Annotated in this window: 16 protein-coding genes; 10 read left to right on the top strand and 6 right to left on the bottom strand. The window is 59.8% G+C overall.

The features are described 5' to 3' along the window. The first annotated feature begins 238 nt into the window (after positions 1-238). Entirely contained in the window at positions 239-385 is a 147-nt protein-coding gene (locus tag AC3D25_RS18630; protein ID WP_488890508.1) for a DUF29 family protein, read from the top strand. Further along, positions 357-641: a DUF29 family protein gene (locus AC3D25_RS18625; RefSeq protein WP_488889939.1), complete on the top strand. Its 285-nt coding sequence runs from the start codon at positions 357-359 to the stop codon at positions 639-641. Before AC3D25_RS18630 ends, AC3D25_RS18625 begins: the two co-directional genes overlap by 29 nt. Before the next feature lie 19 nt (positions 642-660). Here the strand turns inward: AC3D25_RS18625 and AC3D25_RS18620 are convergent, their stop codons facing one another. Further along, positions 661-1,068: a GFA family protein gene (locus AC3D25_RS18620; protein WP_488889938.1), complete on the bottom strand. Its 408-nt coding sequence runs from the start codon at positions 1,066-1,068 to the stop codon at positions 661-663. Between the two features lie 462 nt (positions 1,069-1,530). Here AC3D25_RS18620 and AC3D25_RS18615 point away from each other — a divergent pair, with 462 nt between their 5' ends. Both AC3D25_RS18615 and AC3D25_RS18610 read left to right on the top strand, forming a co-directional pair. Further along, positions 1,531-2,493: a hypothetical protein gene (locus AC3D25_RS18615; RefSeq protein WP_488889937.1), complete on the top strand. Its 963-nt coding sequence runs from the start codon at positions 1,531-1,533 to the stop codon at positions 2,491-2,493. Positions 2,494-3,014: 521 nt separating this feature from the next. Further along, on the top strand, positions 3,015-4,718 hold the full coding sequence (locus tag AC3D25_RS18610; protein WP_488889936.1) for a hypothetical protein: 1,704 nt from the start codon (positions 3,015-3,017) through the stop codon (positions 4,716-4,718). Positions 4,719-5,180: 462 nt separating this feature from the next. Here the strand turns inward: AC3D25_RS18610 and AC3D25_RS18605 are convergent, their stop codons facing one another. Beyond that, a complete protein-coding gene (locus AC3D25_RS18605; RefSeq protein ID WP_488889935.1) occupies positions 5,181-5,819 on the bottom strand; it encodes a hypothetical protein in 639 nt (212 codons plus the stop codon). A gap of 117 nt (positions 5,820-5,936) precedes the next feature. Between AC3D25_RS18605 and AC3D25_RS18600 the strand changes: the two genes are divergently transcribed. After that, on the top strand, positions 5,937-6,998 hold the full coding sequence (locus tag AC3D25_RS18600; protein WP_488889934.1) for an LLM class flavin-dependent oxidoreductase: 1,062 nt from the start codon (positions 5,937-5,939) through the stop codon (positions 6,996-6,998). 80 nt (positions 6,999-7,078) lie between these two features. On the opposite strand, the gene AC3D25_RS18595 is transcribed toward AC3D25_RS18600, so the two are convergent. From AC3D25_RS18595 to AC3D25_RS18580, 4 genes are all read right to left on the bottom strand, one after another. Continuing rightward, positions 7,079-8,320 (bottom strand): acyl-CoA dehydrogenase family protein, encoded by a 1,242-nt coding sequence (locus AC3D25_RS18595; protein WP_488889933.1) that lies wholly within the window; start codon positions 8,318-8,320, stop codon positions 7,079-7,081. A gap of 80 nt (positions 8,321-8,400) precedes the next feature. Beyond that, a complete protein-coding gene (locus AC3D25_RS18590) occupies positions 8,401-9,405 on the bottom strand; it encodes an NrtA/SsuA/CpmA family ABC transporter substrate-binding protein (protein WP_488889932.1) in 1,005 nt (334 codons plus the stop codon). 33 nt (positions 9,406-9,438) lie between these two features. After that, complete coding sequence (locus tag AC3D25_RS18585) at positions 9,439-10,143, bottom strand: ABC transporter ATP-binding protein (RefSeq protein ID WP_488890462.1); 705 nt, start codon at positions 10,141-10,143, stop codon at positions 9,439-9,441. A 35-nt stretch (positions 10,144-10,178) separates the two neighbouring features. Beyond that, complete coding sequence (locus AC3D25_RS18580; protein WP_488889931.1) at positions 10,179-11,018, bottom strand: ABC transporter permease subunit; 840 nt, start codon at positions 11,016-11,018, stop codon at positions 10,179-10,181. Between the two features lie 621 nt (positions 11,019-11,639). On the opposite strand from AC3D25_RS18580, the gene ssuD reads away from it, so the two are divergent. The 5 genes from ssuD (at position 11,640) to AC3D25_RS18555 (ending at position 16,050) form a co-directional block, all read left to right on the top strand. Beyond that, positions 11,640-12,773, top strand: a complete 1,134-nt coding sequence (gene ssuD / locus AC3D25_RS18575) for an FMNH2-dependent alkanesulfonate monooxygenase (RefSeq protein WP_488889930.1) — start codon at positions 11,640-11,642, stop codon at positions 12,771-12,773. 156 nt (positions 12,774-12,929) lie between these two features. Beyond that, a complete protein-coding gene (gene tauA, locus AC3D25_RS18570; RefSeq protein WP_488889929.1) occupies positions 12,930-13,961 on the top strand; it encodes a taurine ABC transporter substrate-binding protein in 1,032 nt (343 codons plus the stop codon). A 29-nt stretch (positions 13,962-13,990) separates the two neighbouring features. Further along, positions 13,991-14,788: a taurine ABC transporter ATP-binding protein gene (locus tag AC3D25_RS18565; protein ID WP_488889928.1), complete on the top strand. Its 798-nt coding sequence runs from the start codon at positions 13,991-13,993 to the stop codon at positions 14,786-14,788. 65 nt (positions 14,789-14,853) lie between these two features. Beyond that, complete coding sequence (locus AC3D25_RS18560) at positions 14,854-15,654, top strand: ABC transporter permease subunit (protein WP_488890461.1); 801 nt, start codon at positions 14,854-14,856, stop codon at positions 15,652-15,654. Between the two features lie 165 nt (positions 15,655-15,819). Further along, complete coding sequence (locus tag AC3D25_RS18555) at positions 15,820-16,050, top strand: hypothetical protein (RefSeq protein ID WP_488889927.1); 231 nt, start codon at positions 15,820-15,822, stop codon at positions 16,048-16,050. Positions 16,051-16,129: the final 79 nt, after the last annotated feature.

The raw sequence follows: 16,129 nt of genomic DNA, 5'->3' as shown, positions 1-16,129 counted from the left end.
CGCGGGCGTTTGCCCGTTTTTCCGGGACGAAGCCGGTCTTAGGTTTCCGCGAATCTTGAGTTTTAAGAGCTTCACGAAAATTCGACGGGTGTTCTGCCCAACCGGCGATTGTCTGCGTCGGTTCGACCCTGAGGGGAGTACTCCTCAGCGCTTCCGCGTCCGCGGAGCACAAGTGAGGCTTGGAATTTCGGGAGTGGTGCATTAGGGTGCAGAAACCACCGGAAAGCGGGCAGGGCAAATGAGCACCACATACGAGAAAGACTCCTTCGAATGGGCCAGCGAACAGGCCGCGCTGCTGCGCGCGGGCAAGCTCGCGGAGCTCGACCACGAGAAAAATCGCAGAGGAACTCGAGAGCATGGTGCGACGGGAACGCCGCGAGATTAAAGAGCGCCTCGCGGAATTGTTCACGCTTCTGCTCAAGTGGGAGCATCTCCCAGGACTCCAGTGCGCGAGCCAAGCATGTACCGTCCACCTCAAACGCTGGGAATTAGTGACATACCTGACGGACAGCCCGAGCCTGCGCCGCCTGCTCGATGAGCCCTCGCAGTTTCGGGCCGACTTCGCTCAGCTCACTTCGGAACGATATCAGCTAGGCGCCCGCGAACCTGGAATTCCTCAACACGCTGGAAGAGCGCCCTGAGACTACGCGACCAGGACAGTCACAAATGGCGCGTTTCCAGAGGGGGATTGCCCCAGTCATTCGCCAGACCATTGGCGTACGAGGTCGGTGCATTCAGGGCTTCCCTCACGTCGAAGTCGTCGATGCACATAATGTTCACGTTGATGTACGGATAGCCCGTTCCATTTGGCATATCGACGCGGTCAAATACGTGGACGCCGCACTGTTTGCAAAACGGATGATGGGCTACGGGATTTTTCCCTTCGTATTGGGTGAGTGTGCTTTCGCCGGAAAGTAAAAGGAATTCTTCGCGGCGCACCTGGACGAGCCAGAGCCGCAGCTTGCCGCAGAAGCTACAGTTGCATTTCCCTGTGCCCTTGCTGAAATCGATTTGGGCTTCAAACCTCACCGACTGGCAATGACAACTACCACGGTATGTCCGCCGCATGGGGCGCTCCACGATCGGTTTGACGACAACTGCTGGATTATGTCATCGATCAAGGAACTCGGTCCGCGCGGGCCATCAACGCGCCATCAGGCATTAACGTCTGCTTCCCGGAGACTCTGACTGGCCGTAACGGGTCGGGTAGCAAATTCGCCTCGTGGTCGCAGCTCGTTGGTCGGCGCTTGGACTGCGAGCTTCGGAAACCGGCCAGGAACCGCCGGTCGAGGTCGCCATCCAATTTGAATAGCTAAGGACTCGTCCGCCCTCGCTCAATGGCCGGTTTCCGGCGAGCGAATTACCGGTGGCACTGCCTCAACCCGGCCATATAGTCATTCGACACCGGTGAAGGAATCTTAGACAATCGACTAGTCAGTTCGGTGAAGGCCGCGCTTGATTACGCGGCGGTGTTCTACAAAAACCAAGAGAACGCGCACATCAGCTATTCCCTAATACACGACGATCCCTATGAACGAAACGCTTGAGGCGCGCTACGCCGAGATTCTGGCGACGACATGCCCATCCTTCCTAGATCCCGCTGTAGCGAAGACGCGAGGCCTTTCCACGCCGTTTCTCGTGAATGGTCCCAAAGATCCTGTCGCGCGGCGCATCATGGTGATTGGCAGGGAGTTCGGCGGAAAGCATTGGCACATAAATCCCGAGGGCGGTGGGGTGAACGCGTACGTGACGAAGGCACTCGCAAAACATAGCGCGTCCTTCGACAAATGGCTCGATCAAGGTGGGGACGGTGGCACTACATTCTTCAACTTCATGCGTGCTCTAGCCGATAGGTTTGATCCGGGCGGACTTATCTACTCCAACCTGTTTTGCATCGATGCTGGCGGAGGTGACCCCAGCGGCTCGGAACACTTTCCCGAGATCAAGCGCCTTTCCAAAAAGCTGCTGGATGTGCAGTTCGATCACTTTCAGCCAGACGTCGTTATCTTCGCTCACGGGTCAGCGTCGGCGGCCACCAGGCGTGAATTCTTCCCGACCAAGGGAGTCGGAAGTGTTTGCGTGGGGCGCCGCGATTGGGAGGATGTCGGGATTCCCAACATGCAGCTCTGGGAATTCGAACTGTACGGAAAGTTTCTGTGCTACCGGATTCAACACCCGGCAAACTGGAGGGGGAAGGCGGCGGCTGAAGCAGCGAAGGCTCGTCGACACCTACTGGATGTCCTGACCCAGACATTGCCTCAGGCTGTCGATCGCCTCGCCAATGGCCGACGCGGGCGCTTCCGCTATCGCCTTATCCGCGCCATGAAACAACGCGGCCGGATAAAGCTCGTTCAGAGGCAGCGGGCGCTGTGGTATTCGACCCGTATGCCTGCCGCTGGAACAAAGCGAAATATGCGAGATGACAATCGGTCACGGATGGCCGCCATCTACGCTGAGCATCTAGAGCTGTTCAAGCGACTAGAGGACGCGTGAGCATGACAACCGTCGCGACAACGTCTCATTGGCAGGGGACGCCGCAGCGCCGTGGGGTCCATGTCGTGCAATACACCCGCCGAACCTGAGGGACCGGCACCGTGAATGTTCGCTTCTTGGTGAATGGGAGGTCTCTTCAGGGTCGGGAGTGCGCGTTGACGACTGGCCGCTTTCGGGAAGCGAAATACTGACGACCGCTTTGGGGCGATGAGTTCGAAGCGTGGATGGACTCAGGCCGACCCGGAAGCGCCGTTCAACTTCTCAAGACCGAATTGGCTGCTTTCCGAGCATAGCCGCCAGACGCTGGAGTACTATTGGCCGCCAAATCTTTGTTCGTGGTTTGGAAAGTCGGCCAATGGCGTTTGCCAGCGTCTATCCGATTCGCGGATGGACAGGATTCGGAATGCCCGCCTAGGCAAGATCACTTTGCCTGAAGACATAGACTAGTCCGGTGCCTATGATGGACGCTGTTAAGCCAAAGACTAGAAGTCCCAATTTCCGTCAACCCCGTTAATGTATCCATGAGCGCTCTAAGGCAGTTTGAGTCTGTAGTTGATGCGGCCTTTGGTGCGCACCCTTTGCCCCACCCGAATGGTCATGTCTCGAACTGGTATCTGTTGACGGTAGCTGAAGATAGCCAGCGGGTAATGATGGCGTTGCGTGATGAGCATGCGCCGCAATGGCAGGTCGAGTACACGCTTGATCGGTTCAAGTTTTCCTTGCGTAGCTGTCTGGCGCGCGTCCGGAAGGAAGTTAGGGACTGGACTGCCACGGCACTGCCAAAGAGGGTACTCCCACCACTTTACGTGCGGACCCAGACCTTGCTTTTTGCCGGCGTTGATTACTCGCTTGCTTCTCAGATCTGCAGTTCTGCGCACAATGGTAGTGTCTGTGTTATCGAAAAGGATGGACGCTATCGAGTCGAGATTGTGGAGGACTATCTTGATAAACGATACGGAATGCTTGAGGTGCTACGTCAATCCAGTAAGCAACCCGTCGTATCGTTCGCCATCCTGTTCTGGGTATGGATTCGAGATGAGCAGGCGCGCCCCGGGATCGTCTGGCAGATCGCTGGGGCAACCCGCGTGCAGGGTCGTCGGATCATATACAAGTATGACCCGGTCCTCGCCTACGCGCTGGCCAGAGTCATGTCTCAACAGCCTCTGCTTATTCCGGATGAGTGGACGTTTCCGTGGGGTGGACGTCAAGAGACAACGCTCCTGCTCAATTCGTTGAGTGTGCGGTTGCTATACCACTTGATCGCTGTGCATTGCGGGGCAGGCAAACATGGTCTTAAAGGAGGAGCCGAGCACGACCTTTGTTTGGTGCTTAGCCGGGAAACATGGGTTTCCGACCTTGAAGAGATGAGTTCACTGGAACATGCGAAGATTGGGGCTTTTGTGGATCAGCTGACTTTCGGCAATCAGAGTCGGTCTCCGGATCAAGCGCTGCAGCCGTTTGTTCCGATGGGGGCTCAAGGCCTTGGAGTCGGTCCATTGGGGTGGCTCTCATCCAACCTTGAGCGCAACCTGTTGAGCCTGCAGGCGAGGGTCGCGGTAAAGGAGTTCAACCGGCAAAGTGGTCTCTTCGAGAGGCAAATGACGGATTCGCTAGTTACCACTTTGCGCGAACGATGGCGACTTTGCGTCGCAAACCGAACCTTTACGATGCCCGGTGGTAAGGAAGAGATCGATATCCTTATCTGCGAACCGGAAACCAGGACCGTCGCTGTGCTTGAGTTGCGCTGGATGCTGCCGCCAGCCGATCCTCGCGAAGTTCAAGAGAAGAAGGATGCATGCGGACAGAAGGTTCAGCAGGTGCGACGCAAGGCGGCTGCAGTGGCCGGGGCGGTGGATGTGGTATTGCATAACGCCTTCGGGATAGACGATATTGTTGTGGACACCTGGACCGTTGGTGCAGTCGCGGTGATTGAGGGTTTTGGCGGCGCGAGAAGCACGGATGCGAACATTCCGGTTGTGCCTGAATGGCTTCTGGAAGCTGGCGTGAGGGCGACGCCGACACTCAGCCGGTTGCTTGAGTGGGCCGCCGGGCTCGAATGGCTGCCGATGGAGGGACGGGATTTCCGGGTTATCGAGGGAGAGCCCCACCTTGAGTCCGGTAGCTTCAACTATCCCGGGCTGATCCCGTTACGAAACGGCCTCAGCTATCTGGAAGACGCCGTCGGTGGGTTACGCGAGTCTTCGGACACAACAAGCGTGCGTTGACGCATTCAACATTCGACTTGCCAAGGTTCGTTGCTGGGGTAGAACGGACGCTCGTGTGTCCGTGCGCGGCGGTGGGGGCCAGTGACCGCAACTGGCCGATTGGGTGAAGTCGTTAACGGCCGCTTATGGGCACTCCGGTTCGCAAAAACTGAATTCAGCTGACTGACCGGTTTGGAGAAGGGCATCTGACCGGAATGGGTCGAAATGCGACCCCGACGCCTATCCTCTCTGCTGACTTGGCTTGTTCTGCCGCTCAATAGACTGGGTCGTGCGTCGAAAATCAATTCGGCGCGCAACGGCGAGGTTCGGCATGGTCTATAAAGCCAGCTTCGAAGACATCATTTATCCAGAATCGACTCGGGAGCCGCGCGTTACACGACAGCGTGTTGTGCTCACCGCAGAGCCGACGCATACGGTCTCCACAGTCATCCAGTGTGTGCAAGACGACTTGGCGCACGCATATCACTCGCCGCTTGAATCAGCCCTCGATCTACTGCTCGACCGAATCGTAGAGCGGGAATTGAAGGGATCCGTCTCGACCGCATCACACTCGTCGTTCGGACCGGACCGAAGCTGCTGCAATACCCGATCGACTTCAACGCCGTCGAATTTCAAAAGCGCGGCAAGGCATCGGTCACAGGCGCGGGAAAGAAGAAGGCGATTCACATCCGTTTGCAGGAAAGGAGCCGTTATGCCCGAGATGGATTCGCACACGAAAAAATTAATTGCGGCAGTCCTGCACGAATGCCCGCGTTGTGCGGTTCGCCTGCCGTCGTGGTCGAATGCCCGCGTCGCCGCGTCGTTCTGCCGGGCGATGCCACGCATTGCCCTTCGCCGTTCTCGGGGCAGGGAACGAGTCTCGGGCTGGTCGGCGAGTTCGTACCGGTGCAGGAAATCCTGCGGAATCGCGACGATATAGGCAATGACTTCGCGGCTTACGTGACTCCCATGCGCCCGTATCTGCTTCTCAATCAGGAACTCGTCGATCTCAATCACGGGCCGCCGGTGCCGGATGAACAAATGACCCGCGCGAAGAACGGTATCGATCTGAGCGATCTCCTGAACTGCACGTTGCCGGCGCAGTTCGACCTGTTTACGCATAAAGCGAGCACGTTATGCGTTTTTAGCGATTTCTTATCGTTAGAAATTGGAAGGCCCCGTGACAGCGCGGCGCTAACATGAGGATCCTTCAATAGCAGTCTCTGGCGAATCGAACCGATGTCTGGAAAATCCCCGCGCTTTGGTGTCTGGGCGCTCGTACATGGCAGCCGTGCAGCGCTTCAGGATCCGGCTGAACCCTACGATGCCTCATGGGCGCGCAACAAAGCGCTCGTGCTCGAAGCGGAGCGCCTCGGCTATGACTCCGTGCTCGTCGCGCAACACACGGTCAATCCGCACGATCCCGCGCTCGACCAACTCGAAGCGTGGACGGCATCGGCAGCGTTGGCGGCGCTGACGTCGCGCATCGAAATCATCGCGGCCATCAAGCCTTATCTCTATCACCCGGTCGTGCTCGCTAAGATGGCTCAGCAGATCGAGCATATTAGCGGCGGGCGGTTCGCGCTCAATCTCGTGAATGCATGGAACCGTCCGGAGCTGGAACGTGCGGGTATCGGCTTTCCCGAACACGATGAACGGTACGCGTACGGGCGCGAGTGGATCGCGGTAGTCGATGCGCTGTTGCGCGGCGAAACCGTGAGTCACCACGGCGACAATTTTCATATCGACCAGTACCGTCTGCGTCCTGGCGATCCATTTCGCAATCGTCCGCGCATTTATGTCGGCGGCGAATCGGAACCGGCGCGCGGTCTGGTGGCGGCACATGGCGACGTGTGGTTCATCAACGGTCAGCCGCTAGACAATGTGGCGAGTTTGATTGCGGACGTCTCCCGCCGCGTGCGGCCCGGCGGTTTGGATGCGTTGCGCTTCGGGCTGTCGGCTTTCGTGATCGCACGCGAAACCGAGGCGCAAGCCGAGGCTCATCTTGAGCACCTCTTCGCATTGGCCGAGCTGGACAAGCCGCTGCGCGAGCAGCAGAAAGCCAATATCGATCCGAACGTGGTGATGATTCAGACGTTTGCGCAGTCGCCGCGTGTTGGGTCGAATGGCGGGACGGCCGCTCAACTGGTCGGCGACTACAACACGGTTGCGAAGCGCATCGCCGAGTTTCACCGGGCCGGTATCGAACTCTTCATGTTGCAGTTTCAGCCGTTCGAAGCCGATATGCAGCGGTTTGCGGAAGAAGTCATTCCGCGCGTTCGTCGCTTGCTGACGGAATGATCCGCGCGAGAAGTTTCCGGCACGTGTGCAAAGCCAAAATGCAAACGGCCCGATGGAAATCGGGGCCGTTTGCATTGTCGTCAGAAGAATGCGCCCGTGGGCGGCAGTTGTCCGGTCAGCAGGTTTTGCCCGAGGAACCGCTCCTTGTAGAGCCGGGGATTGTGCGACGCGATGACCTTGATGTTGCGCCAGTGCCGGTCGAGAGCGCCGACGCGAGACACAACCGAGCCTGACCCAAGATCGATCAGCCAACTCGCAATCTGCGGCGCAAGATCGTCGATCACGACCTTGGCCTCCGTAGCCGAAAGCGTTGCCGCGAGCGTGGCGTCGTACTCGTCGCTCGTACCGTATTCGTGCAAGGCGAGTTGCAGCGCGTCGACAGCGCGGTCCGCCGTTGCCTCGACACTCGCGGCATAAGCGCGGATCCGGCCCAATAGTGCTTGCAGCACGGGCTCTTCACTGGGATGCGCGGCTTCGCCATGATAGAAATTGCGCCCGCGTCCGCGAAGTACCTCGACGGCATCCAGCGATACGCGCCGCACAATGCCCGCAATGCAGTTGGTCAGATAGACCTGGTGAAACGTGAAACCCCACGGCGACGCATCGTCGGGACGCGGCGGGTCTGTCGGATAGACATGGGCGGCAGGGATCGTCACGCCGCGAAACTTCGCCGTACCCGAGCCCGTCAGACGCTGGCCGAATCCTTGCCAGTCGTCTTCGTCGCCGACGCCTTCGCCTCGATCGAGAACGTATTGCACGGTCCGGCCCGCGCGGCTCTCTACCGCAAGACCGATGAATGCGTCGTTATAGAGATTGCCGGTCGCATAGACCTTTTCGCCGGAGCCGATGTAGACATCCCGGCCCGCGTCCCATTCGAGCCGGCTGAGGACACGCGTCGGACGCGCGCCTGCTGCGGTGGCGTCGGTTTCTGTGAAGCTGAGTCCGATCGTCTTCTTTTGGGTCGTCAAGCGAAGCACGTGCGCATGAAACGGATGATCGCGCTGCCTGAGCGCCGCCTCGACCTGCCACAGATGGTTGCGAAAGGCGTGGGCGATATTCGAATCCGCCGCCGCCACGTCCCGTGCGACCAGGAGTAACTCGCTCAGCGAAAGGCCGTGGCCGCCGTCGCTTGCGGGCAGGCGCAGCGCGCCGAAGCCCAGCGCCTTAAGCGTTGCGATTTCGTCGTGTGGCAGACGATGCGTCCGTTCACGCTCCGCCGCGGTCGATGCCATGTCGGTGATCGCTTTGGAAAAGCCGAGAGCCGCGGATAGCGGCGAGACGAGTCGCGTTGCACCGACTTTGAGGTTTGTAATGTCAGACATGTCGCCCACTTCTACGTAAAGGTTGCAGGATTTCCACGCCGTGCTTGATCGAGCGTGCCATGCGAGCACGCAATAGGCCATCAAACCTTGACGCTATAGTCCGCGACCTTGATCCGCGAGTTGATGATCTTTCGTTCAGCCAGCCAGTCCGCTGCGCGCTGGAACTGTGCGATGAAAGCGTCGTCGTCGGGCTCGTGAAACTGATTCACACGTTTGAGGCTCGTTAAATAGTCGCGTACCTGGTCCGGATATTTCGCCTGGCGCTGGACAAGCTGCTCGGACTCGGCTGCGTGCGTCGACTGCCACGCGCCTTCGACGTAGTACGCGTCGATCACCGCGCGAATCAACTCGGAGTTCTCCTCGGTGAATTTGCGGCGCGAGACGAGCGAGCTGTAGTCGATCAGGAAATCGAGGTCGCGTCCCTCGACGAAAATGTCCTTCGCGTCGTTCGAAAAACGCGAAATATCCACGCCGGGCGACCACATCGACCACGCGTCGACCTTGCCTTGCGCAAACGCCGGCGCTGCGTCGGGCGGATTCAGATAGACGAATTCGACCTTGCTGCGGTCGACATGATTTTTCTCCAGCGCCGCGATCAGCAGGAATTCTCCCAGCCCCGAACGGTTGACGGCGACCTTGCGGCCGGCCAGATCGGTAACCGAATTGATGCCGCTCGATTTCTTAACGATGATCGCCGTCGAGCGCGGCGAATAGATATCGAAAGCGTTGAACACGAGCGGGGAGCCGGCGAGCATCGCGGCGAGCGCGGGTGTCGTCGATCCCCAGAAACCGAAATCCGCGCTGCCGCCGACGACGGCCTGCAGTGAAGGCGCATGATTCGGGAACGGCCCGACCCATTCCACCTTGATGCCTTTTGCCGCGAGCGTTTTTTCAAATACACCGCGCTGTTTCGCAATGTCCGGAAGGCTGCCGTATCCCCAGCCGACTCGAACCGTATCGGTATTGCGTGTCAGCTTGCGCGGCTCTGCGGCCTGCGCGGGGAGAAAACTGCCAACAGCGGCGCCAGCGAGCAAGCCGCCTGCCGCGCGCAGCAATTGGCGCCGGCTCAGCGAAGAATCATTCATGCGTGTCGGATCCTTGAAATAGTGCGAACGCGATTATTGAAGCGGAATACCCAATTCTTTAAGCAAGTCGGCCCGCAGATCCTGCGGTGAATGTTCCTTGGGTCGAAACGACGCCGCGATGTGTCCGGCGCGCATGACGAGAATTCTGTCGGCGAGCGTGAGCGCTTCGTCGACGTCATGCGTCACGATCAGCACGCCGGGTTGATGGTGAGCGACGAGCGTCTTGACGAGTCCGTGCATCTTGATTCTGGTCAACGCGTCGAGCGCCGCGAACGGTTCGTCGAGCAGCAAGAGCACGGGATCGCAGACGAGGGCGCGCGCCAGAGCAACGCGTTGCGCCTGACCGCCCGACAGGTTGCGCGGCCAGTCGCTCTCGCGTCCGGCGAGTCCGACCTCGGCCAGCGCGCGGGCCGCGCCGGCTGCTCCGACCGTGGTTTCATGACCGAGCGCGACGTTCTCCGATAATGTGGCCCAGGGCAACAGGCGATGCTCCTGGAAGACCACGGACGGGCGCGCGGGTGCGCGTATCACGCCCGCGTCGGGATCGTCGAGACCGGCAAGCGCGCGCAGCAGCGTGGTCTTGCCGCATCCGCTTTCACCCAGCAGCGCGACGAATTCGCCCTTGTGGATATCGAGGTTCAGCGCATCGATCACCACGCGCGAGCCGTAGCGACGCCGCAGTCCGCGTACCGAAACCGCCAGTGAGGACGAACTTGCGGGGTTCGGCTCGACCGCCAGGTCGTCTGAAGCGAAGGAATGCGTTGCACTTTGGGTCACTTGCGTGCTCCTTTGGCATAGTTAGCGTGCCACGACAAATACCGAGCTTCCAGCAAGCGCACCAGCGCGTCCGCCACGACGCCAATGATCGCGTAGATGACGATGGTCAGCAGAATGACGTTCGTTTGAAGGAATTCGCGCGCGTCCATCGCAAGGAATCCGATGCCTCTTGTCGTCGCGAGCGTTTCCGCGATCACCAGCGCGAGCCATGCATGCGCCAGCGCATAACGCACGCCGGTGAGGATCGACGGCATCGCTCCCGGCAGGATGATTCGTCTGATGGTCGCGTGGCGATCCAGTCCGATAACTTTACTGAGTTCCATCAGCTTCGGATCGATCTGGCGGATGCCGAGCATCGTGTTGATATAGATCGGGAAAAGCACGGCGAGCGCCACCAGAAATATCTTGGCGACTTCACCAACGCCGAACCAGACGATGACGAGCGGGAGCATCGCAAGGAAGGGAATCGCGCGGACCATCTGGACGGACCGATCGAGAAGCGCTTGCGCCAAAGGCGAAAAGCCGACCAGCACGCCGAGCACGATGCCGATCGCGCCGCCGATCACGAAGCCCGCAAGCGCGCGCAGCAGCGAGACGCCGAGGTGAATGAAAAGATCGCCGCTTTTGGCCATGCCCAAAGCGGTTTCAAGAACACTGCTTGGAGGCGGCAGAACTTGACTTGCAACAAGCCCCAAGCGCGATGAAGCCTCCCAAAGCACTACGACAAGTGCCGGGACCAGCCAGGACAGCCACATGTAAAGCGTGCCTTTAGAGCCTGCAAGAGACAGCGCTTTGGAAGCGACATAGCTGTTGCGAGTAGAGGTTATGTCAGCCATGCCGGTTCCATATGATTCATGAGAGAAATCCGCTTCTGCGTTGAAGCAATGGATCGCGTACGACGAATGTGCAGACTTCTTTCGACGCGAGAGACAGTGAGATTCCGGCTAGGCGACGAGCGCTTCGTCGCGATCCGTATGCTGCGCACCAATCGCCGGACCACCGTGGTTTGCAAAGGCAAGCCTCGTATTAGAAGCCGCTGGGCTTTGCGCTGACAAACGGTTTTTTGTGCTTTGCTTTTCAGCTTCAGCGCGTTGAGAGCGGCAACTTGACAGCTAAAAGGGCCGATCGAAAACCAAGGTTGCAACGTGATAAGCAATCCCGGATTTGATGGTAGGCACGGCGAAGGGGATACGGGTCAAATAGCGGCTTAACGGTGTCTGAGAGAGTGCGCGTGCGCGATCGCGCATCATTGAATCGAGTGGTTCCATGCACATTCCGTGCAACGCGGCCGCTGCGTGAACCCGCGAAGATTCGTCGCCATGCAGGTGCCGGTTTCAGGGCAGCCGTGTTCGTCCGGGATGACGCATCCGGCGCGACTTTCCGAAAAAATCCGGCTAACGGCTCAGACGGCATCAGCACAACGACTAAACCTTACTTCGCTTGTTGCAGGAGCATTGATGAGTCTGGATATCTTTTGGTTTCTGCCGACCTCGGGCGACACGCGCTATCTCGGCAAATCCGATTTCGGCCGGCCAGCCACAAACGAATACATGCGTCAGATTGCGGTGACAGCCGAGGATCTGGGCTACGATGGCTTGCTGATTCCCACGGGCAGCAGTTGCCTGGACCCTTGGGTGACCGCCGCGAGTCTGGTACCCGTCACGAAGCGAATCAAGTTGCTGGTAGCGTTGCGCACGTCGATCACCGGTCCGACGGCCGCGGCACGTCAGGCGGCGACACTCGATCAGGCGCTGCACGGCCGCTTACTGCTCAACGTCGTACCGGGCGGCGACGCGACCGAGCTGGCCGGCGACGGCGTCTTTCTTCCTCATGATGAACGCTACGCGGCGGCCGATGAATTCCTGAGCGCATGGCGAGAACTGCTGACCGGCGAGACAGTGAACTTCAAAGGCAAATACGTTCACATCGAACAGGCGCGCAATTTTCATCCACCCGTACAACGGCCTTATCCGCCGCTGTATTTTGGCGGTTCGTCGCCGGCGGCGCACGAGCTTGCGGCGAAGCATGTCGATGCATACCTCACATGGGGCGAACCACCCGCCGCCGTCGCGGAGAAATTCGCGGACGTGCAGCGGCGAGCCGCCGCCCACGGCCGCAAGTTGCGCCTTGGCGTACGGCTCCATGTCATCGTGCGTGAAACGAATGAAGAGGCGTGGGCCGAGGCCGAGCGTCTCATCAGCAAACTCGACGACGACGATATCCAGCGCGCTCAGGAAAACTACGCGCGCATGGATTCGGTCGGTCAGCGCCGCATGGCCGAGCTGCATGGCGGACGGCGCGACAAGCTGGAGATCAGCCCGAACCTGTGGGCCGGAGTAGGTCTCGTGCGCGGCGGCGCGGGAACGGCGCTGGTAGGCGATGCGCAGACAGTGGCCGCGCGGCTTCAGGAATATGTGGACTCGGGCGCGGACAGCTTCGTGCTGTCCGGCTACCCGCATCTGGAAGAGTCGATCCGTTTCGCGGAACTGGTGTTTCCGCTTTTGCCGGGTAAGAGGCCGGTTACGTTACGCGATCAGGTTTTGACGGGCGGCGCGTTCGACGGACGTGCGAGTGAAAACGTCCGTCCATGATCGTCGCGCGTGCGAGCGATAGCGCCGGTTGAGTCCACGCAAACGTCATTAACTATGTTCAAGCGCCGTGATTAGCAATTGCTAATTCGTTAGAACCGGCCGTCGTCGAAATCTCTATAGTCGGAAACCTTTACACGACGATAAACGGGGATTTCAATGAACAGGGTATTCCGTCCGATCAGCGCGCTTACCGCACTTTCAGCGCTCGCGCTGTCCGCCGTGCTTGCAGCGCCCGCGCTCGCCGACACTAAAGAAGTCGTGATCGCGTATCAGGACATGGTTGTGCCGTGGCGTTACGCACAGGCCACGGGCGAGGTCGAAAAGGCCACCGGCTACAAAGTTACCTATCGCAAGCTCGGCAGCGGTGCCGACGTCATTCGCGCGCTCGCATCGGGTTCGGTGCAACTCGGCGAAGCAGGATCGAGCCCGATCGCGGCGGGTCTGTCACAGGGTGTCGACCTGTCGCTGTTCTGGATCCTTGACAATATCAACGATGCCGAAGCGCTCGTTGCGCGAGACGGCTCGGGCGTCGCGTCCCTTCAGCAACTCAAGGGCAAGAAGATCGGCGTGCCGTTTGTTTCGACCTCGCATTTTCATGCGCTCGTCGCGCTTCAGGCGGCAGGCGTCAATCCATCCGATGTCAAGATTCTCAACCTGAGACCGCCGGAAATCGCAGCGGCCTGGGAGCGCGGCGATATCGACGCAACTTACATCTGGGACCCGGTGCTCGCGAAGGTGAAGAAGAACGGAAAGGTCCTGACGACATCCGGCCAGGTCGCGAAGGAGACCGGCAAGGCGACCTTCGATGGTTTTGTCGTCGATCGCAAATTCGCCCGCGATAACGCCGACTTCGTCGCGCGATTCGTCAAAGTGCTCGCTGCCAACGACGCGAGCTATCGCGATCACCCGGCGTCGTGGGCCGCCGGTTCGCCGCAAGTGGAAGCGGTCGCGAAGGAGTCGGGCGCGAACGCATCCGATGTGCCTGCAAGTCTCGTGCTGTACGCATTTCCGACGCCCGCGCAACAGGCATCGAATGCGTGGCTCGGTGGCGGCGCGCAGTCGGGCGCGGCGAAATCGCTCGCCGCGACGGCCGCTTTCCTGAAAACGCAGGGAACGATTCAAACCGTGCTGCCGGATTATTCGGCAGGCGTCGATCCCCAGTTCGTGCAGCGCGCGGCGGCGAATTGACCGTCGGCGTAAATAAGGCAGAGGTCGATATGAGCGGGTTGCAGATCCAGGATTTGCGCGTCGAATACGAGGGCGTCAAAGGCGCGCCACCGAATGTGGCGCTCGCGGACGTGAATCTGAATATCGAGCCGGGCGAATTCGTCGTCGCGCTGGGTGCGTCGGGCTGCGGCAAAACGAGCTTGCTCAACTGTATCGCCGGCTTTATCTCACCTGCGCGCGGCGAGGTTTTGCTCGACGGCATACCGATCGACGGGCCAGGAGCGGATCGGGGCGTGGTGTTCCAGAAGTACGCGTTACTGCCGTGGCTCAACGTGATCGACAACGTAGCGCTCGGCCTTCGCTTCCAGCGTGTTGCAAAAGCCGAGCGGCGAGAAATCGCTCGCCGCACGCTGGCGCTCGTCGGTCTCGAACGACACGCCGAGGCGCGCGTCCATACGCTCTCCGGTGGCATGCAGCAACGCGTGGGAATTGCCCGGGCGCTCGCGAGCGACCCACGCGTGCTGTTGATGGACGAACCGATGGGCGCGCTTGACGCGATGACCCGCGAGTCGATGCAGGAGCTTGTCCTCGACATCTGGGGGCGTACGCACAAGACGATTTTCTTCATCACGCACAGCGTCGAAGAGGCGCTCTTTCTGGCGACGCGGATTGTCGTGATGACGCCGGGTCCGGGGCGCATCATCGAGAGTCACGAGGTGGCGTTTGGACGGCGTTTTGTCGCGTCGCGCGACGCGCGGGCAGTCAAGTCGGCGCCTGATTTTATCGAGTGGCGAGAGAGGCTGGTCCGCCGTCTGCATCAATCTCCGGCCCTAAAGGTTATCTCGTGAATACGCGCTCCGGATCGATCGTCTCGGCCCCTGTCGTCGATAGCGCGCACGCTGCGCCGAAAGCCATGCGCAGGCCCGCACGCGCATGGCGCATGCCGGGTGAAGGACCGACTGCCGCGTTGAGCGCGGTGTCGGTGGTGGCGCTCGCCGCTTTATGGTGGATGTCCACGCATTTTCGCTGGCTGCCGCCGCTGTTTCTTCCGACGCCCGAAGCGGTGTGGGCCGCGTTTGTCGACGCATGCGCTGGGCGGATTCAGGGCGGCTTGCCGCTCTCCGAGCATCTCGCGTGGAGCGCGCTGCGCGTGTTCGGCGCGTTCTTTCTTGCGGCGGTCACAGCAGTTCCGATCGGCATCCTGATGGGCGTCAACCGCATTGCGCGCGGATTGCTCGATCCACCTCTGGAGTTCTATCGGCCGTTGCCGCCCCTCGCGTACTTGCCGCTGGTCGTGATCTGGTTCGGTATCGACGAAACGGCGAAGATCGTCGTGATCTATCTCGCGTGCTTTGCGCCGATCGCGATGGCCGCGAGAGCCGGTGCCCGCAGCGCCACCGTCGAGCAGATTCACGCGGCCTATGCGCTCGGCGGCGACTTTCTGCAGGTCGTCTGTCACGTGGTGTTGCCCGCGGCGTTGCCCGAAATATTGACAGGTCTGCGAATCGCTATCGGTTTCGGATGGACAACGCTCGTGGCTGCGGAAATGGTGGCGGCGACAGCGGGCCTCGGACAATTGGTGCTTAACGCATCGAGCTTCTTGCGCACCGATGTGGTCGTGATGGGCATCGTGCTGATCGGCGTTATTGCCTGGATATTCGACCTTGGGATGCGCGCGCTCGAGCGGCACCTCGTCCCGTGGAAGGGCCGTTAGCGCGGCGTTGGTGTCGAATCGGCGGGTGCGGCAGAGAGAGAAGAAGACGCGACTGACGAAAGTCGACATCCGTCCAGCGAGAACGGACTGGCATCGACACAGGATAAGAACCCCGTCCCACCAAATTCGACGACCAAATAAACGAGGTCCAGCGCTCGCGGATAGGTGAATCGTCTTTGGGCACCGCTTGCGGCCACGCTCGCGCGAGAGCATCGACCTGATCAGGCTGTACAGGCGATGTGGCTTTCTTATCAATTCTCGGCTGACAGGCAGAAAACCATTGCCTTCATCGATGCTCAACTCGCCTTAGAGAAAGATCCAGACGTGATCCGAATGTATGTTGCAAGCAAGCAATGGCTCCTCAACGGTGTAAGGCCAACAGTTTTTGGCGGCTGATTGCAGCTAAGTCTGCCGTTTAGCCACACACACGGGGTCAGCACATTTCCGGCAGATGTTGATTGCAGTGATTCTATTT

The organism is Caballeronia sp. SL1002, assembly GCF_057814995.1.
This window is presented reverse-complemented; position numbering and strand designations above follow the sequence as displayed.

Excerpts from the sequence above, each read along its gene's own strand:
- AC3D25_RS18630 (WP_488890508.1), top strand. The coding sequence starts at position 239 with ATGAGCACCACATACGAGAAAGACTCCTTCGAATGGGCCAGCGAACAG.
- AC3D25_RS18625 (WP_488889939.1), top strand. The coding sequence starts at position 357 with ATGGTGCGACGGGAACGCCGCGAGATTAAAGAGCGCCTCGCGGAATTG.
- AC3D25_RS18620 (WP_488889938.1), bottom strand. The coding sequence starts at position 1,068 with ATGCGGCGGACATACCGTGGTAGTTGTCATTGCCAGTCGGTGAGGTTT.
- AC3D25_RS18615 (WP_488889937.1), top strand. The coding sequence starts at position 1,531 with ATGAACGAAACGCTTGAGGCGCGCTACGCCGAGATTCTGGCGACGACA.
- AC3D25_RS18610 (WP_488889936.1), top strand. The coding sequence starts at position 3,015 with ATGAGCGCTCTAAGGCAGTTTGAGTCTGTAGTTGATGCGGCCTTTGGT.
- AC3D25_RS18605 (WP_488889935.1), bottom strand. The coding sequence starts at position 5,819 with ATGCGTAAACAGGTCGAACTGCGCCGGCAACGTGCAGTTCAGGAGATC.
- AC3D25_RS18600 (WP_488889934.1), top strand. The coding sequence starts at position 5,937 with ATGTCTGGAAAATCCCCGCGCTTTGGTGTCTGGGCGCTCGTACATGGC.
- AC3D25_RS18595 (WP_488889933.1), bottom strand. The coding sequence starts at position 8,320 with ATGTCTGACATTACAAACCTCAAAGTCGGTGCAACGCGACTCGTCTCG.
- AC3D25_RS18590 (WP_488889932.1), bottom strand. The coding sequence starts at position 9,405 with ATGAATGATTCTTCGCTGAGCCGGCGCCAATTGCTGCGCGCGGCAGGC.
- AC3D25_RS18580 (WP_488889931.1), bottom strand. The coding sequence starts at position 11,018 with ATGGCTGACATAACCTCTACTCGCAACAGCTATGTCGCTTCCAAAGCG.
- ssuD (WP_488889930.1), top strand. The coding sequence starts at position 11,640 with ATGAGTCTGGATATCTTTTGGTTTCTGCCGACCTCGGGCGACACGCGC.
- tauA (WP_488889929.1), top strand. The coding sequence starts at position 12,930 with ATGAACAGGGTATTCCGTCCGATCAGCGCGCTTACCGCACTTTCAGCG.
- AC3D25_RS18565 (WP_488889928.1), top strand. The coding sequence starts at position 13,991 with ATGAGCGGGTTGCAGATCCAGGATTTGCGCGTCGAATACGAGGGCGTC.
- AC3D25_RS18560 (WP_488890461.1), top strand. The coding sequence starts at position 14,854 with ATGCGCAGGCCCGCACGCGCATGGCGCATGCCGGGTGAAGGACCGACT.